Here is an 18,523-nt window from a genome sequence, read left to right on the forward strand (position 1 = left end):
CGGTGGTCATCAGGGTGTTTCATCAGGCTGCGGGACACGGCCCGCCAGTGCCTGGGCGGCGATCCGGAGTTTCACGGGATTGGGAACCCGGACCCGTGAGGTGAGGAGCTCCTCGGCGGGAGTCCTGCGCAGCCGCAGGGACAGTTCGGTGAAAAGTCCCTGGGCCAGGGCGACGGCGCGGCGGCTGGAACCCGGCAGGTCGCGGAGGGCGTCGGCCGAGACGGCCAGATCCGCGGCAATGTCATCGAGCAGCCGGTGTTTGTCGGCTTCGCCAAAATTGCCGGGCCTGATCCCCGGGAAGTAGCTGCGCCCCAGGGCCTCGAAGTCGTCGGCGAGGTCACGCAGGAAGTTGATCTTCTGGAAGGCAGCTCCCAGCCTGCGGGCTCCGTCGACCAGCTTGCGTTCCTGGTCGGCGCTGCGCGGGCTGGCTTCCTGGTAGAGGAAACACTTCAGGCACATGAGCCCCACTACTTCGGCCGACCCGTAGACGTACTCGTCGAACGATTCGGCGGTGTGCTCGGTCCGCTCCAGATCAGCGCGCATCGAGGCGAAGAAGGGCCTGGTCAGGTCCGCGGCGATTCCGGTTTCCCTGGCGGTGTTGGCAAAGGCGTGCACAACCGGGTTGGCGCTGTATCCCACGGCCATGGCTCGTTCGGTTTCCTGCTCCAGGTCGTCAAGCACCGCGCGCGTCTGATCAAGGCTGAGCCCGGCGGCGGCTGCAGCGCCGTCCACCACTTCATCGGCGACCCGGACCAGGGCATAGACAGTCTCAACGTGCTGGCGGACATCGCCGCCGAGGAGCCGTGATGCCAGCCCAAACGAGGTGGAGTAGGACCTGATCACCACCGCCGAGGTTCGGTGAGTCACATCGGTGTAGAAGGCAAGAGCATCGCGTGGCTGCATGAGAAGCTACCGCACCCTCGCCAGGACGGCAGTGGCCACGGGGCTCAGACCCTGGCGCAGTTCGGCAGGGATATGGCCGGCCTCCAGATGGACCTGCGCCCGCTGCGCATATTCGGTCGCCAGAGCCACCGCATGATCCAGGGCCCCGCAGGTCCGCAGGACGCCGCGGATCTTTTCGGCCCCGGCAGCTGAAAGCTCGGACGATCCGATCAGTGAGGAAACCTCTTCCCACTCGGCCCGCTGGGCAACGTAGGAGATCAGTGCTGTCCGTTTGCCCTCCCGCAGGTCCCCCCAGGTGGTCTTGCCGGTGGTTTTCTCGTCACCGAAGACCCCGAGAATATCGTCGGCGACCTGGTAGGCGATCCCCACATCCCTGCCGAAGTCACCGAGCGAATCGATGATGGTTTCATCAGCGCCAGCCAGGACAGCGCCGGCTTTGAGCGGGCTCTCGAAGGAATAGACCGCCGTCTTCAGGCGCGCCATCTGAAGGGTGTCCTCGGACGACGTCGTGTTGGAGGTTGAGGCGTCGACGTCGAGTAGCTCCCCTGCTGCTGAGGCGAACACTGCGTCGTCCAGGAGCCAGCCGAGCCGTTCCCGGGTGGCGGGGTCGGTGCGGACGCCGTCAAGGAGGCGGTGCGCGCTGGAGAGGGCCAGGTCCCCGGCAATGACCCCCATGGAGAGCCCACGGTGCGCTGCGTCGTCGGGCGCGAGACCGGCGTTTTCCGCGAGCTGACGGTATGTGCCCGAAACGTTGGGGATTCCCCGCCTGACGAAGTCGCGGTCGATGACGTCGTCGTGAACGATCAGGGCTGTGTGGAGCATTTCGAAGGACGCCGCCACCATGGCCGCGGTGGCACGGTCGGTTCCCGCCAGGCAATCGTAGGCTGTCATGACCATGCGCGGCCGGAATCGTTTGCCACCGGCTGCGCAGTTCTCGAGGGTTTCCCACAGGTGGTGATAGGTGGGTCCAAGGGTCGCGGCACGGGCCTTCGAGCGGGCGAAGCTCTTGGCAAGGACACTTTCCACCTGCTCCAAGCCGCGGGAGTCAACCAGCAAGGTTTCCATGTCCATAGGTAAAGTAAACACTGACCCCACATTTTTATGCTAAACGACTCAGGTCAGAGAGCGGTCAGACAGTGTTTGTAGCAGAAGGCAGTCCCCGCTCCAGTGCGGAACTTGTCGTCCTGGTGGACGACGACGGCACCCCCATCGGGACGCAGGAGAAGTCCGAGGTGCACCACACGTCAACTCCGCTGCACCTCGCCTTTTCCACCCATGTCTTCGACGCCGACGGCCGGATTCTCGTCACCCGCCGGGCGCTCTCCAAACGCACGTGGCCGGGCGTCTGGACCAATTCGTTCTGCGGGCATCCCGGTCCGGGAGAGTCCACGGTGGATGCGATTGCGCGGCGTGCCGACTATGAGCTGGGAATCATCGTCACCGACCTGACCCCCGCCCTGCCGGACTTCAGGTACCGGGCAGTGGACTTTTCGGGAGTGGTGGAGAACGAGATTTGCCCCGTCTACACCGCCCGTTGCAGCGGGCAGCTATCCCCGCGGGCATCGGAGGTCTGCCAGTGGGAGTGGGTTGAACCCCGCCAGCTCGTGGAAGCGGTCCGTCTCACCCCCTGGGCCTTCAGCCCCTGGCTGACGCTCCAGCTTCCGCGGCTCTACCCCGCTGAGTGATACCGCCGCCGGGTAGCCGGCCTTAGGTGATTGGCCCAGCGCTCCCACGGTGGTGCGATGCTCCAGTGCAATGCAATGGTATGAAAGGCACGGGTGACACGACGTCGCAGGTCGGCTCCCCCCACCAGCGCACGAGGTGAGATCCCGACCCGCAGGGAAAAGTCACACGCCGTCCGGTGGCCGGGATCCAGCGCAAACGCGAGGTCGACGTCGTCGTGCACCTCGGGATCGGTTGAATGCACCCGGGACTGCACCGCCTCCCACACCTCGGTGCGTATCGCCATATTGGAACCGAACAGCGGCCAGCGCGCCATGGCCGCGCCCATGAGGAGAAAATAGGCCCGCATGTACAGCAAATCTGCTGTGACGGCCCGCAGCCGGGATACACCGTAGAACTGGCCGGGCCCGGTCAGCGCCGCGAGCCCGACGTCGGCGGCGAAGCGGGCGGCAATCTTCTCCAGCCAGTCGTCGGAGGGCACTGAATCGGCGTCGCACCGCACGATGACAGCGCCCTTGGCCTGGTTGTAGCCGGCAGCGGCAGCCGCGCCAATGCCCACCCGGGGCTCGGTGACCACCAGCGCACCGTGGGCCTCAGCGATCGCGACCGTGAGGTCGGTGGAGCCGTTGTCGACAACGAGCACCTCCAGCGGCTGATAGGTCTGGGCGGCGAGGGCGTCAAGGCAAACCGAGAGGAGCTCGCCGTCGTTCCGGCACGGAATGACCACTGAGAGCGTAGGGAGCATGCCTTTGATACTAGGGTGTTTTACATGATCGACGATTTACTTCGACCTCCGGCAACCCCCTGGGCGGTGATGGCTGACGCGGTCCGCGGGGCCGCTCTGCTCAGCGTCATTGTCGTGCTGCTCTGGTGGGGGCCGGTCGAGTTTGCGGTACTTTTCCTGGTGCTCGGTGGAGTCCTCGTGTCGAGAATGGTCCGGGTTGATCCGAGGATCGATACCGTCTACGGTCTCGCTCTGCTGGTGGCCGCGTGGAGCGCCGTAGTGGATCTGTACGAGCTGATCTCCTGGTGGGATCTTGTCATCCACACGCTCGCCACAGCGGCAATCGCGCCCATCGCCTACCTGCTGCTGTTGCGGATGCGGTACGTGCCTCGGCCCGAGCCGACCCGACGGGCCGGAACGGGAGTCGCGATCATCACCCTCGCGCTCGGTCTGGGCCTCAGTGTGGTGTGGGAGTTTGCTGAGTGGGCTGGAAACGAGTACATCACCAAGGAGATCAATGTGGGCTATGAAGACACGCTGGCCGACATGGCTGCCGGCGGTGCCGGCTCCCTGTCGGCCGGGGTGGTCCTCGCTTCCTCGTTGTCACGACACCGGCACTCCATTTCAGTTAATGCTCACTAGCTGAGCTGGGGAGGAGGGAGTAGCCTTGTCTGCAACTGCTTCAAAGACGAAAGTGAGCGTTCCCCTCGATGAACACTGCAGAAAAGTCACCCGCCGACGTCGTTATTGTCGGAGGTGCCCGGACCCCTCAGGGCCGCCTGAACGGCCAGCTGTCCTCCTTTACCGCTGTTGATCTGGGAGCCCTGGCGGTTGCCGGTGCACTGGACAAGGCTGGGGTCGACGCCGGCACAGTGGGGGCCGTCATCATGGGCCACGTCATCCAGGCGGGCTGCGGCCAGAATCCTGCACGGCAGACCGCATTGAAAGCAGGGATCGGCTGGGATGTCCCAACGGTCACCATCAACAAGGTCTGTCTCTCCGGCCTGACGGCTGTCATCGACGCAGCCCGACTAATCCGCAGCGGCGAGGCAACGGTGGTGGTTGCCGGGGGCCAGGAATCCATGACCCGTGGGCCCCACCTGCTGCCGGGATCCCGCCAGGGCTGGACGTACGGCAACATTCAGGCGATCGACTCGGTGGCCAACGACGGCCTGACCGACGCGTTCGACAACGAGTCGATGGGCGCCTCTACCGAGCGCGGCAACACCGGCCTGGGCATCAATCGGGACGAGCAGGACGCCGTCGCCGCCGCTTCACATCAGCGCGCTGCGGCGGCAATGGAATCCGGTGTGTTCGACGTCGAAATTGTGCCGGTTTCGGTCCCCCAGCGAAAGGGTGACCCGGTGGTCCTGAGCCGGGATGAGGGGATTCGCCCGACGACGACAGTCGAGTCCCTCGCAGGGCTGCGGCCAGCGTTTGATCAAGCCGGCACCATCACAGCAGGTAATTCGTCACCACTGTCAGACGGTGCAGCAGCGCTTGTCCTGACAACGCGGGCTTACGCCGAGGAGAATTCGCTCACCGTCCTCGCGGTGGTGGGGCAGCCTGGCCAGGTGGCCGGACCCGACAACTCGTTGCACTCGCAGCCATCGCGGGCGATTGAGCAGGCTTTGGGGCGCGCCGGCTGGCAAACGTCGGAGCTGGACTTCGTGGAAATCAACGAGGCCTTTGGCTCGGTGGCGTGCCAGTCCCTCAAGGATCTGGACTACCCCTTGGAGAAGACCAACATCCACGGTGGGGCCATTGCGTTGGGGCACCCCATCGGTGCCTCGGGCGCCCGCCTGGCCCTGCATGCTGCGCACGAGCTCGCCCGTCGGGGTACCGGCAAGGCGGCCGTTTCATTGTGCGGCGGCGGCGGGCAGGGAGAAGCCCTGCTCCTCTACCGCGACTGAGCCGTGACATGAAAAAACCCCTGACTCCATGAGTCAGGGGTTTTTTCGTAAACCAGAAAAGACTACTTCAGGGTTACCGTCGCGCCAGCGGCCTCGAGGGATTCCTTGGCCTTCTCGGCAGCTTCCTTGGTTGCGCCTTCCAGCACAGCCTTCGGGGCGCTGTCGACAACGTCCTTGGCTTCCTTCAGACCCAGGGAAGTCAGTGCGCGTACTTCCTTGATCACTGCGATCTTCTTGTCGCCTGCTGCTTCGAGGATAACGTCGAAGGAATCCTTCTCCTCTTCAGCAGCTTCGCCTGCGCCGCCACCGGCGGGGCCTGCAACTGCAACTGCAGCTGCGGTGACGTCGAAGGTCTCTTCGAACAGCGTAACGAACTCGGAGAGTTCGATAATGGTCAGTTCCTTGAAAGCTTCAATGAGCTCTTCGTTGGTGAGCTTCGCCATGGCGAGAGCCTTCCTTCCTATAGTGGTGCCTGGCATCGGGTTCGACGCTCGGTACCGGAGTTTGGTGGATGAAGAAAATTACTTCTCTTCAGGCGCTGCGGCAGCTTCGGGAGCGGCCTCTGACTCGGCTGCTGCTGGTGCAGCTGCTTCCTCTGCAGCAGGAGCGTCGGCGGCTGGCGTCTCTGCTGCTGCAGGCGCTCCACTTTCCTCCTCTTGCTTGATGCGCAATGCATCAATGGTGCGGGCGAGTGCTGCCATGGGTGCTTGCAGCACTCCGGCAACGCGGGCCAGCTGAAGTTCACGCGACTCGAGAGCAGCGAGAGCCTTTACACCGGCGGCGTCAAGGGCTCGGCCCTCGAAAACACCAGTCTTGATGATGAGCTGTGGGTTGGACTTCGCGAAATCCGTCAGGCTCTTTGCCGCTGCAATAGCGTCACCCTTGATGAAGGCGATTGCAGTGGGTCCGGCGAGCTGGCTATCGAACGCGTCGATGCCGGCTTCCTTGGCTGCAATGCCCGTCAGGGTGTTTTTGACGACAGCGTACTTGGTGTCCTGGCCGAGTGAACGGCGCAGTTCCTTGAGCTGTGCAACGGTGAGCCCGCGGTATTCGGTTAGGACTGCAGCATTTGAGTCTTTGAAATCAGTGACGATTTCCTCAACTGCGCTTACCTTGATTGCGGTTGCCATAACCCTCCTTCCGGGGAATTGATGCCGGCTTTTACTGCCCCAATAAAAAACGCCCCGCGCAGATGCACGGGGCTTCGGTACATCGGCTTTACCGTGTGTACCGAGGAGCTTCGTTCACCTGCGCTGGCCGCCCTTGACGGGAACCTTCAGACACATGCCCCGGCCCGCAAGCCACAGGAAACCTGTGGATAAAGGGTGGGGTACGCATCGACCGACGGTCTTTGGTTCTTCAATGGTACGTCACCGGTCAGAGGGTAACCAAATCCTGGCCCCTCGCGGGGTTTCCGTCCCGGTCTGGGACGCGGGATGGCCAGCCCTCTCACGGAATAGTGGCCCACCCGCAGGGCAGCGGTCGGGCCACCACTTTTCCGCAGGGCAGCCACTTTTCTGCGCCGCCGGACGCGGTGCTGCCACTTTCCTGCCCGGCCGAACGCGGTGCATCTACTTTCCTGCCAGCCCTCCCCCGGAATAGTGGCCCACCCGCAGGGCAGCGGTTGGGCCACCACTCTTCCGCAGGGCGGCCACTTTTCTGCGCCGCCGGGCGAAGGGCAGTCGCGTTTCCACCCGGCCGGACGCGGTGCAGCCACTTTCCTGCCAGCCCGCCCCCGGAATAGTGGCCCACCCGCAGGACAGCGGTCGGGCCACCACTTTTCCGCAGCCCAGCCACTTTCCTGCGCCGCCGGACGCAGTGCAGCCACTGTTGTCCTTAGCGTCAACCCTTCTTTTGCCACGCGGCGGTGTACCCCGCGGGCACGAAACCCAGTTCCACGTTCACCGCGAGCATGTGCGCATTCTCCTCCGCGTTCCAGGTGTAGACCCGCTTTGCCTCGGGCCAGACGGAGGGTACGGACAGCAAATTCGCTGCCTTCAACCACATACCGAGTCGATGCCCTCGATGGTTACGCAACACCAGGGTGTCGTCCTGGGACACCACTTCCGGCTTCTCCGGCTGGTACTCCAGGATGGTGTGGCCCGCGAGCAGTCCGGTGGGACAATGCCGGACCGCCCGGACCAGCGAATGGCCACCGGAGCGAAGCAGGCGGTCTTCGCCCTCCCTGATCCGTCCGGCATTCCAGACTTCCTCTTCCCAGTCCAGATCCCCCATCGGCACGTCCGTGCTCATCGTCTGGCGCAGCAGGGCGTATTGCTCCACGAGGTCTTCGGGGCAGCGGTCCCGCCACTGCACCAGCTCGTAATCCTGACCTGCTGTCTTCTGGGCGGTCCGGGCCAGCGCGTCGGCCCGCGGAAGTGACCCGTCCAGATGCAAGACGCTACACCGATCGATCTGCGCCAGCTGGAAACCGTTACGGAGGGCAAGCGCCGTCGTCGCGCAGTGCCGCGGGAAGGCGCCCGCACCCGTCGCAGGGACCAGCACGTTGACTGGACTGGCGTCGAATCCGGCGGGCTCGTCGGCCCAGGCCATGATGATCGTTCTGCCGATCTCCCGCGCGTGATCTTCCAGGGCACGGTAGAGCCGCGCACCGATGCCCTGTCTGCGGTAATCAGGATGGACTGCGACGAAGACGTAGCACGTGCCAAGGTTATCGATGAGGGGAATGTCGATGACGGCTTTCCCGACGACGACGACGCCGTCGCGCGCCACGAACGTCACACGTTCCTCGTAGTCGTTCGGCTGTGAGGACTCGTACCGCGCCTGTGGACTGTAGTAGTGGTCGTCGTTGCCCCAGAGGACCCGCTCAACCAGGTTGCTTAACTCAGCTGCCGCGACGAAGTCGGCTCCGCCAGCATGGTCGAGCGACGCCGGTCGGGTAAGGACTTCAATGGTGGTGGCAGAGGTTTTCATATCGGAAGTCTAACCGAGTGATTGAGAACTGCCAATCACTAATTCCAAACCGACTGAAATCGACGGTTAAACGACGAAGGGACGCAGCGTTATGCTGCGTCCCTTCGGCTGTCTAGCTCAGAAACTGTGCCCGACGGCGTTCGAACTGCCTAGGCGTCGGCCAGAACCTTGGTGACGCTTGGGTCAACGGTGATGCCTGGACCGAAGGTAGTGGATACCGTGGCCTTCTGGATGTAGCGACCCTTGGAAGCTGAAGGCTTCAAACGAAGCACCTCTTCCAGAGCGACCGCGTAGTTCTCGGCGAGCTTCTGCACATCGAACGACACTTTGCCGATGATGAAGTGCAGGTTGGAGTGCTTGTCGACGCGGAAGTCGATCTTGCCACCCTTGATGTCTGTAACAGCCTTCGTGACGTCGGCGGTTACGGTGCCGGTCTTCGGGTTTGGCATCAGGTTACGGGGACCCAGCACCTTACCCAGACGGCCAACCTTGCCCATGAGGTCAGGGGTGGCGACGGCGGCGTCGAAATCGACCCAGCCGGCTGCAACCTTCTCGATCATGTCGTCGGAACCAACGAAGTCGGCGCCTGCAGCAATTGCCGCTTCTGCCTTTTCACCCGTTGCGAAGACCAGGACGCGCTTGGTCTTGCCGGTGCCGTGCGGGAGGTTGACCGTGCCGCGGACCATCTGGTCAGCCTTGCGAGGGTCAACACCCAACCGGAACGCTACCTCGACGGTGGCGTCGAAGGTTGAGGGGTTGGTTTCCTTGGCCAGAACTACTGCCTCGAGCGGGGCGTACTGCTTGTCTGCCTCGATCTTGGCTTCGGCCGCCTTATATGCTTTGCTGCGCTTTGCCATCTGCTTTTTCTCCTTATGCAGTTGTGGTCTGCGGACCGCGCGGGCCCTGCCACACTCCGACGCTCGATTCCGCCAAGTTGGCGGTTCTCGCGTCTACGTTTTCTTTGTGAGGTGCACGGTGAATCGCTTCGCCGAGCGGTGGGTGAAAGGCTTTAGCCTTCTACCGTGATACCCATTGAGCGGGCGGTACCGGCGATGATCTTGGCTGCTGCCTCGACATCGTTGGCGTTGAGGTCTTCCATTTTCATGGTGGCGATCTCGTTGACCTGGTCCTTGCTCAGCTTGGCAACCTTGACGGTGTGCGGCGTTGCGGAACCCTTGGCAACTCCGGCAGCCTTCTTGATGAGCTCGGCAGCTGGAGGGGTCTTGGTGATGAACGTGAATGAGCGATCCTCATACACGGTGATTTCAACGGGGATGACGTTTCCGCGCTGGGATTCTGTTGCAGCGTTGTACGCCTTGCAGAATTCCATAATGTTGACGCCGTGCTGGCCAAGTGCTGGGCCAATGGGTGGTGCCGGGTTAGCGGCGCCCGCATTGATCTGCAACTTGATCAGGCCGGTGACCTTTTTCTTGGGGGCCATGAAGGGTCCTTCTTTCACATTACGTCCACAGGACAGGAGCGTCCCATGGGTTGTTGGTCACCATGGCGTGATGACCTACCGCACCACCTGGGCTAAGCCGGCCCGGGCGGTACGAAGCTTGATTACTGCAGCTTGGTGACCTGGCTGAACGAGAGCGTCACCGGGGTTTCGCGCTCGAAGATCGATACCAGAACAACCAGCTGCTGGGACTCCGGTTTGATCTCGGAAATTGTCGCCTGCAGGGTCTCGAATGGGCCCTCGTTGACCGTGACCGGCTCGCCTACTTCGAAGTTGACCGTCGCTGGGGTGAGCTGGTTCTTCGCTGGCTTGCCCGATTCAGGATCGGTGTGGACCACTGTGTGCTCGAGCATGGAGAACACTTCGCCGAGGCTCAGTGGCACCGGGTTGTGGGCGTTACCCACAAAGCCGGTGACTCCCGGGGTGTGCCGGACGGCACCCCACGATGCGTCGGTGAGGTCCATGCGGACGAGCACGTAACCGGGAATACGGACCCGGTTGACGATTTTGCGGGTGGTGTTCTTGATCTCCACCACTTCCTCCATCGGCACCTGGATTTCGAAGATGTGCTCTTCCATGTCCAGGGTCTGGATACGAGTCTCGAGGTTCGCTTTCACGCGGTTCTCGTAACCGGCATAGGAGTGGATGACATACCAGTCACCCTCCTGCCGGCGGAGCTGCGCCTTGAAAAGTGCCACCGGATCTTCCGCCGGAGCGGCATCCTCGTCGGCGGCTGGCTCGGAATCGTCGACGTCGGTTTCGACATCGGTGGATTCTGCGGTCTCGGTGGATTCTTCAGATTCGCCTTCGAAAGGTTCCACTGGGGACTCGGTCTCGCCGTCGGCCGAGGCATCGCTGTCAGCCGGGGTCGCTTCGACTCCGGAATCAGCTACCTGATCCTCGTTCTCCAGATCATCCTCAACAGAAGTGATCTGCCGTTCGAGTTCTTGCTCGGACACCTAGCTGCCTGCTTTCTAAAATTCTTCAGCTTGTTTACTGCATTACCGCGCGGGTCTCGCTATGCGCCGCCGAAGACCCATACCGCAGCCGTCCCGAACAGGAAGTCCAGGGCGGTCACAATCAGCATCATGATGATCACGAAGACCATCACGGTGATGGTGTACCGCACGAGTTCCCTGCGGGTCGGTACAACTACCTTCTTGAGCTCAGAGACAACCTGCCGCACGAAGAGGATGATTCGGCCGAAGAAACCCCGCTTGGGAGTGTTCTTCTCGGAAGGGCCACCCTGGGGGCTGCCCGCAGCCGTTTCGGTCACCTTCAACCTCTTCCATTTGTGTCGGTTTCTGTAGTCCGTGAGGACTCTCTTGCTACGTCGAATGCGCAGGGCAGACAGGACTCGAACCTGCAACCTGCGGTTTTGGAGACCGCTGCGCTACCAATTGCGCCACTACCCTATGGATTGATTCCGCCGATCCGACTACGCTAACGCAGGCACGAACCATCATGGCGATTTCAACACCGAGGAATAAGTCTACGCAATGTCCGCCCCGGCGTCGAACCGGAAGACCCGGCGAACCGGCTGGACCGCTAGAAGTGCCCGAAAAAGGCTGAGTTGTGCGACAGTAACGTGGCCGGACGGCGTCTTCGGCCTAAGCTGGAATCACGTCACAGTCCACTGCACCACCAACTCTAAGGGAACACCATGACTGCCACCCCTGACGCCCAGACGCAGGACGCCCCGAACGAGCCACGACGGCGGATCTCGAAGCGAATTGCCGCCATCGCTGAATCGGCGACACTCGCTGTCGATGCCAAGGCGAAGGCGCTTAAGGCCGCCGGCCGTCCGGTAATTGGGTTTGGTGCTGGCGAACCCGATTTTCCTACACCCGACTACATTGTGGAAGCGGCGATCGACGCGGCACGGCAGCCCCGTTTCCACAGGTACTCGCCTGCAGGGGGGCTTCCCGAACTGAAGCAGGCCATCGCCGAGAAGACGCTGAGGGACTCGGGCTACACGGTTGATCCGGCCCAGGTGCTTGTCACCAACGGTGGCAAGCAGGCCGTCTATGAATCCTTCGCCACCTTGCTCGATCCCGGAGACGAGGTTCTGGTTCCCACACCGTTCTGGACCACCTACCCCGAGGCAATCCGGTTGGCTGGCGGAGTTCCGGTGGAGGTGTTTGCCGGACCCGAGCAGGGCTACCTGGTGACCGTCGACCAGTTGGAAGCTGCGCTGACCCCGCGCACCAAAATTCTGCTGTTTGTTTCCCCATCCAACCCCACCGGAGCGGTTTACAGCCCGGACCAGGTGAAGGAAATCGGCGATTGGGCTGCGGGGCATGACCTGTGGGTGGTTACCGACGAAATCTACGAGCACCTCACGTACGACGGCGTCCCGTTCACCTCCATTGCCACTGCGTCACCTGCAATTGGCGACCGAATGGTGATCCTCAACGGCGTCGCAAAGACCTACGCCATGACCGGCTGGCGGGTGGGCTGGATGATCGGTCCGAAGGACGTGGTGAAGGCCGCCACCAACCTGCAGTCCCATGCCACGTCCAATGTCTCGAACGTACCCCAGATGGCGGCCTTGGCCGCAGTGTCCGGCCCGTTGACAGCAGTTAACGAGATGAAGGTGGCGTTTGACCGACGGCGGATTGCGATGGTGGAGGGGCTGAACGCGATCGACGGCATCGAGTGCCCGGTCCCCAAAGGCGCCTTCTATGCCTACGCTGACGTTCGGTCTCTGCTGGGTCGCGAACTGGGAGGGATTCGGCCAGCGACCTCAGCTGAGCTGGCCGCGCTAATTCTGGACAAGGTCGAGGTGGCGGTGGTGCCGGGTGAAGCGTTCGGCCCCAGTGGGTACCTTCGGCTGTCCTATGCCTTGGGTGATGCTGACCTCGCCACCGGCGTCGGTCGCCTGCAGGAGTTCCTCGCCACGGCGCAGTAATTAACGACGGCGCAGTAGTTTGCACAGTGTCCTCCCGGCCAGCCGCCCGGGCGCTAGAGGAGCCGCCGTTCGGCGGCCCACCGGGTGAGTTCATGCCGGGAGGACAGCTGGAGCTTCCGAAGCACCGCCGATACGTGCGTTTCGACCGTCTTGATGGAGATGAACAGCTCCTTGGCAACCTCTTTGTAGCTGTAGCCGCGGGCGATGAGGCGCATCACTTCGAGTTCGCGGGCCGAAAGCCGGTCCAGTTCGCTATCCACCGAGGCGACTGCCGCGGTGCCGAAGGCGTCAAGGACAAAACCGGCCAGCCGCGGCGAGAACACAGCGTCCCCGGAGGCAACCCTCAGCACGGCTTCGGAAATCTCGGGGCCGGAAATGGTCTTGGTGACATATCCCCTGGCACCGGCACGGATCACAGTCACCACGTCCTCTGCCGCGTCTGACACGCTCAGCGCCAGGAACCGCGTGCCCGCGAGCAGGCCAGTACAGCCCGCGATAACCTCGGCACCGCCGCCGCCGGAACCGCCCGGCAGGTGCACATCCAGGAGCACCACCTGCGGCCGGTGCTCGTGGATGGCAGCAAGGGCTTCAGCTACTCCGGCGGCTTCTGCAAGAACTGTGATTCGGCTGTCGAGGTCGGCGCGAAGACCGGATCGGAAGATGGCGTGGTCATCAACCACGACCACCGTGATTGGCTGCTGGGGATCATTCACTGCGCACCGTCTGCTTCCTTTTCTGGCATCACCAGCTTAACCTCGGTGCCTTCCGAGTTACTGCGGATGGACACCTCACCTCCGTGTCGGTCCATCCGGCTATACAGGGAGACGCGGATCCCCATCCGATCCTCCGGAATGGTCTCCGGATCGAACCCGCTGCCCCGATCCCTGACGAAGATCGTCGATCCGGTCAGGCCGGCCTCCAGGTACACGGAAATGTTGCCCCCCGCGTGTTTCGCGGCGTTGAGCACCGCCTCGCGGGCTGCCTGCGCCAGAATCTCCTGCCGCGCGGAGAGTTCAGCGTCCCCCACAACCACTACGTCGATGGGAGTGCCGTAGCTATCCTCGATCTCGGCGGCGAGGGCGCGGATCCGCTCCGCCAGGTTTCCAGACTGCTGGGTGGCATCGGCGTACAGCCAGTTTCGCAACTCACGTTCCTGCGCTCGGGCCAGCCGGACCACATCCTGTTCGGAGCCCGCCCGGTTCTGGATCAGCGCGAGGGTCTGCAGCACCGAATCATGGAGGTGGGCGGCGATTTCGGCCCGTTCAGTTTCTCTGGCCCGCCCCGATCTTTCGGTTTCGAGATCCCGCCAGAACTTCAGCCCCCACGGGGCCAACACCAGAAAGACCCCAGCCAGCACCGCTCCCGTGGCTATCAGTGTTGACCAGGTGAGTTCCCAGGAGATGGACCCGGAAACCATGATCAGCACTCCAACAGTCACCAACAGCAGGCCGGCTACCAGTCGGGCCAGGCCTCCGGCCTGCGATACCCCGGCACGGTTCATCAGGCCAGCACGGCGTGTCTCGTCCAGTTGGGTCCAGGCCAGTACTGCCCCGGCCACCACCACACCGACCGGCAGCAGGGTGTCGAGCGGCAGGTTGGCGCCAAGCTGCTGGGCAATCGCCACTGCCGCCACCAGCAAAAGTGCAGTGCCGAGCAGGACTTCGCGTTTACCGATGAGGGATTGAGTGCTGCCGCGCGACCCAGCCGAGGGATCCGCCGTCGGGCTCACCATTGGGCTTGCGGAACTCCCTACGAAGCTGCTGGTGGCCCCACCGGCAGCCCCCTGGGACGTCGGGAAGGTGAGGCGGGGGCCCACTGGGGTGGGGGCCCGCCGGAGTTGTTCCTCCAGGGTGGGGACCAGCACCCACAACCAGCCATAGAGGAAGATCCCTGCCCCGCCGGCAAATGCCAGGCCCACCATGGCGATCCGTGCCACGTTGACCGTGATGCCGAGGTGGGCGGCAAGTCCCGCGCACACACCGGCGATCATCGCGTCGTTGGAGCGAAGCAGGGCTGGTCTCATGACCCAATCCAAACACGATCCCGGGCCGACTGGTGCGGGATTCAGGGAAAGTCAGGTGCCCCTCAGGGACAGGTCAGGGTAGCCCCCGATAGAAACTCTGTTCCCCTGCCGACAGGATTGAGGTATGAACCCGCATCAGGACCCGAACGACCACTCGGATAACCCTCCGATTGAAGCAACACCCGATCCCGTGGAGCCGGCTGCCGGACACGGTCAGGACTTCAGCCCCCGGGACCAGCCCGCAGGCGAGGCTCCTCCCGCCGTCAACGGCATGCCTGACCCAGTCAGCGCTCCCGGGGGGACGCCTCGGGCCGACACACCCCCAGCAGCCTCCACCAACTTCTTTGGCTGGCTTCGTGGCCTTGGCATCGTCAGGGGTCAGGACCGCTGGATCGGCGGGGTCGCCAGCGGTATCGCGGTCCGGACCGGCCTGGACCCGGTCCTCATCCGGGGCGGGTTTATCCTGCTGGCAATCTTCGGCGGCGTGGGAGTCCTGCTGTACGGCCTCGCGTGGGCGCTGCTGCCCGAACCAGACGGACGCATCCACCTCGAATCCGCGGCGCGGGGCAGCTGGACCTCAGGCATGACCGGCGCCCTGATCCTGACGGTTGTGGGAATCGGCCGCCCCAACTTTCCGTTCTTCGTCGACGACGGTGGTGGTGGTGCATTTTTCTGGACCATCTTCTGGATCGGCGCCGTTATCTTCGGGATTTATGTGGTGGTCACTATGTCGAACAAGAAGACGGACGCCCCAGGGACTGCAAGCGCGCCACCCGCCGGGGCCCACACCAGCTCGACTCACACTGTCGCCACCGACAAACCTGGCACGTCCCGACCGCCGGGCACCCTAACCCCACCACCTCTGTACAGTGAGCTGCCACCGCTCCCGGCTCCCAGGCAGAGACCGCCTGTGCCGCAGAAACCTCCGGTCCCCAAGCCGAGCGGCGCCGAATTGGCTCTCTATCTGGGTGGCGCACTCATCGCCGTCGGCGCCGTCCTGGTCCTCGACTACACCGGAATTTTCAGCCTGGGCAACTCAGCGATCCCGGTTGCGATCGCCGCTGGCCTGATCCTGCTCGGATTGGGCATCGTGACGCTGGGTCTCCGCGGCCGCACCTCAGGCTTCCTCGGCTTCATGGCTGCAGTCGGCATGGCGGCAGCAGTGGTGACCGGCTCAACCCTAGGCACGGGAGCTCTCACGATCGGCAGCAGTGCCGCCTGGAGTCCCACCACCGAGAGACCTGCCAGCGACGGATACACCGTGGTTGCGGGTCAGGGCACCGTTGATCTCAGCAACCTGGCCAACCTCGACGAAGATCTGGTGGTCCCAGTGAACAGCCTCGCAGGAAATGTGGGCATCCTGATTCCCGACGACGTCCCGGTTGAGGTGCGCTCCTCAATCGCTCTCGGAGCTCTCAGCACCGTGGATAACGGCCAGGAAGCGACGGCTGGCGGCATGTGGCATCCCGCGCAGATCGATTTGAACCAGGACGCCTCCGGACCGAGGATCATCCTCGAAATCCGCGGCGCCATGAGCCACACCACGGTGGCCGCCACCCAAACCGAACTTGAAAACGTAGGAGGCATCTCGCGATGAGCACCACTGGGTACACTGCCAAGAACGACGGCGGGAAATCAGTCCGCGCCGGCACCGTGGTCTGGGGGCTGATAGCGATCGCGGTGGGAATTCTGGTGCTGCTGTCTCAACTTGTTGACATCAACCTGGACACCGGTCTGGTGCTGATCGGTTTACTGGTCGGCACCGGGGTGGCCCTCGTGGTCGGCGGTCTGATCTCAATGACCGGACGCAAATCCAACCACCACTGACTACCGAAACGGGTTAGCCTAAATCATGGACAAATTCTTCGATATTCTCCGTAAATCACCCATCAAGCGTGCCCCGGGCGGGTGGCTCGGCGGGATTGCTTCCGGCATCGCACTGCAGTTCAACTGGCCAGTCGCGTACGTCCGGATCGGCATCCTCCTGAGTTTCCTCCTGCCGTTCATCAGCATCCCGATGTACTTCGTGGCGTGGCTGCTCCTTCCCAAGACGGACGGCACCGTAGCGTTGCAGAAGATCATCGCCAGCCGGTAACGAACGCCGTAGTGAAGTAGGGGGCGCCCCGCAGCAGCGGGGTGCATCTAGGCAGACACTGCTCAGAATGGCGGTGGGGTTTCCGGCCGTGGTGCTGGTGGTGGGTCTGGTCGGGTGAGGTAGGTTTCGCCGAGTGGTGAGATCGCGATGATCGTCCCGGGGTCGGGTTGTTGGTAGTGCCAGTAGCCTTCGGTTTTGAACATGTGGTGACGTTTACACAGGGACGCCAGATTCCCGTAGGACGTTTTGCCGCCTTGGGACCAGGGGGTGGTGTGGTCGAGTTCGCAGAACACCGCCAACCGGTTACATCCCGGATGCCGACACGTCCCGTCCCTGACCCGGACCGCATCCTTCAGGTCCTGCGGGACCCGATACGTGGTCGCATCAGCGCCCAGCCTGGCCCCGGTAAAGGGGTGGGTGAGGATCCTGGTGAACGATGGTGCGTGCCCGGCGAGTTTCCGTGCCGTCTCGGGATCAATCGGACCGTAGCCTTCCAACTCACCCGGGGTATCCCCGCCGAGGAGAGTCATCACCGGGACGGTGACGAACACCTTCGCCTGCACACCCCAATACGTGCTGGCCTCCCCCGACTGACTAGCCCCGCGGCTCTCTCGCCGCTGACTGGATCCGCTGTTCGTCCGGGATACGGGGTCCGCTGTTCCCGGCCCGGCCCGGTCAGCACCCGGGCCGGGCCCAGCGGCAGTATCAGGTTCGGTCCCAGCGGCAGCACCAGGACCAGCTGGGCCAGCTGGGTCGGGTGCTTCACTCATGTGTCCGGTGGGTCCGGCGCTGGTGAGGACATCCACGAGGACGTCGGCGCGTAACTGGGTGAGGGTCCGGTCCTCGTCGGGGCCTTGCAGGTTACGGGCTGCGGTGTCGACGCGGTGGAAGATCCCGGCAGCTTGTTCGGTGGGCAGGAAGGCTTGGAGCCAGGCCATCCCGTCCTGCGCCGGGTCCAGATACACTCGACGGTCCTGGAGCGCCTTCCGGTGCCGCAGGGTGATCGATTCTGGGTGGAAGATGTCACGTAACCGTTGGGCCTGGCGGTAAAACTTCGCCACCGTGGTCTTGCAGGCCAGACCGATGAGCTGGGCCTCGAATGCGGCCATCACGGCGGGAACGGTATCCGGAATACCGATCGCTTCCCCGACCACCGCCCACGCGTGACGGCGCGATAACCTGCCATTCTCCAACGCGGTCAGGGTGGCCCGGTAATCGCGGACCAGCAGCTCACTATGGTCAAGCAGAGAACCAGCAGTGCGCTCCGGCAGGCGCAGGGCCGCACCGATCTCCGACGCAGCCAGGGCGTGAGTGTGGTCCTGGTCTTCGGCCCACGAATGTTCCTCGGTTATCACGTCATGAAGGTGGGTGGCCGCTTTGGCTTCCTGCGCGTCGACCCAGGACCGCAACACCGACAGCGTCTTGAGTAGGTTCATGGTCTGGCCAGCGTTCAACGTCACCATCGCCGCGACCGACACCTGACCAGACAACGCCGGCAGCGACGCCGGGCCACCCTCGGCAGCCGGATCAAGAGGATCAGTGGGACCGGGGGGATCGGTGGGATCGGTGGATGCCTTCGGTGCCGTCCAGGTCGAGCCCTCGCCCAGGGGCCCGCCGGCACCATACCCACCCGGGATCCTCGAAGCACCCGAAGCCCCCGCAGCACCCGCACACCCTGAAGCGCCCGGGGACCTGTTCGCTGACCCGGAATCCGGACCGGAATCCGGGCCCGGCTCGGGGAAGAGTCCCGATCCGGTAGAAGAAGCTGTATTGCTTTCCATACCTCCATTCCATCATCGGGCACTGACAAAACAGGGGCCGATTCAGGGCCACCAGAAAATCTTTTTCAACTATTTTTCAGACCAGAGAACCCGCCTC

Annotated in this window: 20 protein-coding genes and 1 tRNA gene; 7 read left to right on the forward strand and 14 right to left on the reverse strand. The window is 63.4% G+C overall.

Annotated elements, in window-relative coordinates; translation table 11 throughout:
- Positions 1-9: 9 nt before the first annotated feature.
- Together ACX80T_RS07770 and ACX80T_RS07775 are read right to left on the reverse strand one after the other, a co-directional pair.
- Positions 10-903 (reverse strand): phytoene/squalene synthase family protein, encoded by an 894-nt coding sequence (locus ACX80T_RS07770; RefSeq protein WP_019481481.1) that lies wholly within the window; start codon positions 901-903, stop codon positions 10-12.
- A 6-nt stretch (positions 904-909) separates the two neighbouring features.
- A complete protein-coding gene (locus ACX80T_RS07775; RefSeq protein ID WP_019481480.1) occupies positions 910-1,974 on the reverse strand; it encodes a polyprenyl synthetase family protein in 1,065 nt (354 codons plus the stop codon).
- A 65-nt stretch (positions 1,975-2,039) separates the two neighbouring features.
- Here ACX80T_RS07775 and idi point away from each other — a divergent pair, with 65 nt between their 5' ends.
- A complete protein-coding gene (gene idi, locus ACX80T_RS07780; protein WP_459304115.1) occupies positions 2,040-2,588 on the forward strand; it encodes an isopentenyl-diphosphate Delta-isomerase in 549 nt (182 codons plus the stop codon).
- On the opposite strand, the gene ACX80T_RS07785 is transcribed toward idi, so the two are convergent.
- Complete coding sequence (locus tag ACX80T_RS07785) at positions 2,573-3,331, reverse strand: glycosyltransferase family 2 protein (protein ID WP_459304116.1); 759 nt, start codon at positions 3,329-3,331, stop codon at positions 2,573-2,575. The two genes, idi and ACX80T_RS07785, sit on opposite strands and share 16 nt — an antisense overlap.
- A 24-nt stretch (positions 3,332-3,355) precedes the next feature.
- On the opposite strand from ACX80T_RS07785, the gene ACX80T_RS07790 reads away from it, so the two are divergent.
- Entirely contained in the window at positions 3,356-3,952 is a 597-nt protein-coding gene (locus ACX80T_RS07790; protein WP_459304117.1) for a hypothetical protein, read from the forward strand.
- Positions 3,953-4,020: 68 nt separating this feature from the next.
- Positions 4,021-5,223, forward strand: coding sequence for an acetyl-CoA C-acetyltransferase (locus ACX80T_RS07795; protein ID WP_019481476.1), 1,203 nt, complete (start codon positions 4,021-4,023; stop codon positions 5,221-5,223).
- Between the two features lie 62 nt (positions 5,224-5,285).
- On the opposite strand, the gene rplL is transcribed toward ACX80T_RS07795, so the two are convergent.
- The 8 genes from rplL to ACX80T_RS07835 all read right to left on the reverse strand — a co-directional run bounded on the left by rplL (position 5,286) and on the right by ACX80T_RS07835 (position 11,031).
- Positions 5,286-5,666 (reverse strand): 50S ribosomal protein L7/L12, encoded by a 381-nt coding sequence (rplL, locus tag ACX80T_RS07800; RefSeq protein WP_019481475.1) that lies wholly within the window; start codon positions 5,664-5,666, stop codon positions 5,286-5,288.
- 78 nt (positions 5,667-5,744) lie between these two features.
- Positions 5,745-6,353 (reverse strand): 50S ribosomal protein L10, encoded by a 609-nt coding sequence (rplJ, locus tag ACX80T_RS07805; protein ID WP_019481474.1) that lies wholly within the window; start codon positions 6,351-6,353, stop codon positions 5,745-5,747.
- A gap of 712 nt (positions 6,354-7,065) precedes the next feature.
- Positions 7,066-8,157, reverse strand: coding sequence for a GNAT family N-acetyltransferase (locus tag ACX80T_RS07810; RefSeq protein ID WP_459304118.1), 1,092 nt, complete (start codon positions 8,155-8,157; stop codon positions 7,066-7,068).
- Between the two features lie 149 nt (positions 8,158-8,306).
- Positions 8,307-9,014: a 50S ribosomal protein L1 gene (gene rplA, locus ACX80T_RS07815; protein WP_019481472.1), complete on the reverse strand. Its 708-nt coding sequence runs from the start codon at positions 9,012-9,014 to the stop codon at positions 8,307-8,309.
- A 152-nt stretch (positions 9,015-9,166) separates the two neighbouring features.
- A complete protein-coding gene (gene rplK / locus ACX80T_RS07820) occupies positions 9,167-9,598 on the reverse strand; it encodes a 50S ribosomal protein L11 (protein ID WP_024475782.1) in 432 nt (143 codons plus the stop codon).
- A 122-nt stretch (positions 9,599-9,720) separates the two neighbouring features.
- A complete protein-coding gene (gene nusG, locus ACX80T_RS07825) occupies positions 9,721-10,575 on the reverse strand; it encodes a transcription termination/antitermination protein NusG (RefSeq protein ID WP_459304119.1) in 855 nt (284 codons plus the stop codon).
- Positions 10,576-10,634: 59 nt separating this feature from the next.
- Positions 10,635-10,892, reverse strand: coding sequence for a preprotein translocase subunit SecE (secE, locus tag ACX80T_RS07830; protein WP_019481469.1), 258 nt, complete (start codon positions 10,890-10,892; stop codon positions 10,635-10,637).
- Positions 10,893-10,958: 66 nt separating this feature from the next.
- Positions 10,959-11,031 (reverse strand) — tRNA-Trp (locus ACX80T_RS07835).
- A 248-nt stretch (positions 11,032-11,279) separates the two neighbouring features.
- Between ACX80T_RS07835 and ACX80T_RS07840 the strand changes: the two genes are divergently transcribed.
- On the forward strand, positions 11,280-12,527 hold the full coding sequence (locus tag ACX80T_RS07840) for a pyridoxal phosphate-dependent aminotransferase (RefSeq protein WP_019481468.1): 1,248 nt from the start codon (positions 11,280-11,282) through the stop codon (positions 12,525-12,527).
- A 53-nt stretch (positions 12,528-12,580) separates the two neighbouring features.
- Here ACX80T_RS07840 and ACX80T_RS07845 read toward each other — a convergent pair whose 3' ends face one another.
- Together ACX80T_RS07845 and ACX80T_RS07850 are read right to left on the reverse strand one after the other, a co-directional pair.
- Positions 12,581-13,240, reverse strand: coding sequence for a LuxR C-terminal-related transcriptional regulator (locus ACX80T_RS07845; RefSeq protein ID WP_459304120.1), 660 nt, complete (start codon positions 13,238-13,240; stop codon positions 12,581-12,583).
- On the reverse strand, positions 13,237-14,550 hold the full coding sequence (locus tag ACX80T_RS07850; RefSeq protein ID WP_459304121.1) for an ATP-binding protein: 1,314 nt from the start codon (positions 14,548-14,550) through the stop codon (positions 13,237-13,239). Before ACX80T_RS07850 ends, ACX80T_RS07845 begins: the two co-directional genes overlap by 4 nt.
- 124 nt (positions 14,551-14,674) lie before the next feature.
- Here ACX80T_RS07850 and ACX80T_RS07855 point away from each other — a divergent pair, with 124 nt between their 5' ends.
- From ACX80T_RS07855 to ACX80T_RS07865, 3 genes are read left to right on the forward strand one after another with little or no spacing between them, the layout of a single operon-like run.
- The gene (locus ACX80T_RS07855; protein WP_459304122.1) at positions 14,675-16,147 is read left to right on the forward strand and encodes a PspC domain-containing protein; all 1,473 of its coding nucleotides are present in this window, start codon (positions 14,675-14,677) and stop codon (positions 16,145-16,147) included.
- Positions 16,144-16,377 carry a hypothetical protein gene (locus ACX80T_RS07860; protein ID WP_019481464.1) on the forward strand — a complete coding sequence of 78 codons (234 nt, stop codon included), beginning with the start codon at positions 16,144-16,146 and terminating at the stop codon, positions 16,375-16,377. Before ACX80T_RS07855 ends, ACX80T_RS07860 begins: the two co-directional genes overlap by 4 nt.
- 25 nt (positions 16,378-16,402) lie before the next feature.
- A complete protein-coding gene (locus ACX80T_RS07865; protein WP_019481463.1) occupies positions 16,403-16,645 on the forward strand; it encodes a PspC domain-containing protein in 243 nt (80 codons plus the stop codon).
- A gap of 62 nt (positions 16,646-16,707) precedes the next feature.
- On the opposite strand, the gene ACX80T_RS07870 is transcribed toward ACX80T_RS07865, so the two are convergent.
- A complete protein-coding gene (locus ACX80T_RS07870; protein ID WP_459304123.1) occupies positions 16,708-18,426 on the reverse strand; it encodes an HNH endonuclease signature motif containing protein in 1,719 nt (572 codons plus the stop codon).
- Positions 18,427-18,523: the final 97 nt, after the last annotated feature.

It is taken from the genome of Arthrobacter sp. Sr33 (genome assembly GCF_054511195.1).

What these genes read in the sequence shown, in the direction of transcription:
- ACX80T_RS07770 (WP_019481481.1), bottom strand. Translation starts at nt 903, where the DNA reads ATGCAGCCACGCGATGCTCTTGCCTTCTACACCGATGTGACTCACCGA.
- ACX80T_RS07775 (WP_019481480.1), bottom strand. Translation starts at nt 1,974, where the DNA reads ATGGACATGGAAACCTTGCTGGTTGACTCCCGCGGCTTGGAGCAGGTG.
- rplK (WP_024475782.1), bottom strand. Translation starts at nt 9,598, where the DNA reads ATGGCCCCCAAGAAAAAGGTCACCGGCCTGATCAAGTTGCAGATCAAT.
- ACX80T_RS07810 (WP_459304118.1), bottom strand. Translation starts at nt 8,157, where the DNA reads ATGAAAACCTCTGCCACCACCATTGAAGTCCTTACCCGACCGGCGTCG.
- rplA (WP_019481472.1), bottom strand. Translation starts at nt 9,014, where the DNA reads ATGGCAAAGCGCAGCAAAGCATATAAGGCGGCCGAAGCCAAGATCGAG.
- rplJ (WP_019481474.1), bottom strand. Translation starts at nt 6,353, where the DNA reads ATGGCAACCGCAATCAAGGTAAGCGCAGTTGAGGAAATCGTCACTGAT.
- ACX80T_RS07840 (WP_019481468.1), top strand. Translation starts at nt 11,280, where the DNA reads ATGACTGCCACCCCTGACGCCCAGACGCAGGACGCCCCGAACGAGCCA.
- ACX80T_RS07865 (WP_019481463.1), top strand. Translation starts at nt 16,403, where the DNA reads ATGGACAAATTCTTCGATATTCTCCGTAAATCACCCATCAAGCGTGCC.
- ACX80T_RS07790 (WP_459304117.1), top strand. Translation starts at nt 3,356, where the DNA reads ATGATCGACGATTTACTTCGACCTCCGGCAACCCCCTGGGCGGTGATG.
- ACX80T_RS07850 (WP_459304121.1), bottom strand. Translation starts at nt 14,550, where the DNA reads ATGAGACCAGCCCTGCTTCGCTCCAACGACGCGATGATCGCCGGTGTG.
- ACX80T_RS07795 (WP_019481476.1), top strand. Translation starts at nt 4,021, where the DNA reads ATGAACACTGCAGAAAAGTCACCCGCCGACGTCGTTATTGTCGGAGGT.
- ACX80T_RS07785 (WP_459304116.1), bottom strand. Translation starts at nt 3,331, where the DNA reads ATGCTCCCTACGCTCTCAGTGGTCATTCCGTGCCGGAACGACGGCGAG.
- ACX80T_RS07870 (WP_459304123.1), bottom strand. Translation starts at nt 18,426, where the DNA reads ATGGAAAGCAATACAGCTTCTTCTACCGGATCGGGACTCTTCCCCGAG.
- rplL (WP_019481475.1), bottom strand. Translation starts at nt 5,666, where the DNA reads ATGGCGAAGCTCACCAACGAAGAGCTCATTGAAGCTTTCAAGGAACTG.
- ACX80T_RS07855 (WP_459304122.1), top strand. Translation starts at nt 14,675, where the DNA reads ATGAACCCGCATCAGGACCCGAACGACCACTCGGATAACCCTCCGATT.
- ACX80T_RS07860 (WP_019481464.1), top strand. Translation starts at nt 16,144, where the DNA reads ATGAGCACCACTGGGTACACTGCCAAGAACGACGGCGGGAAATCAGTC.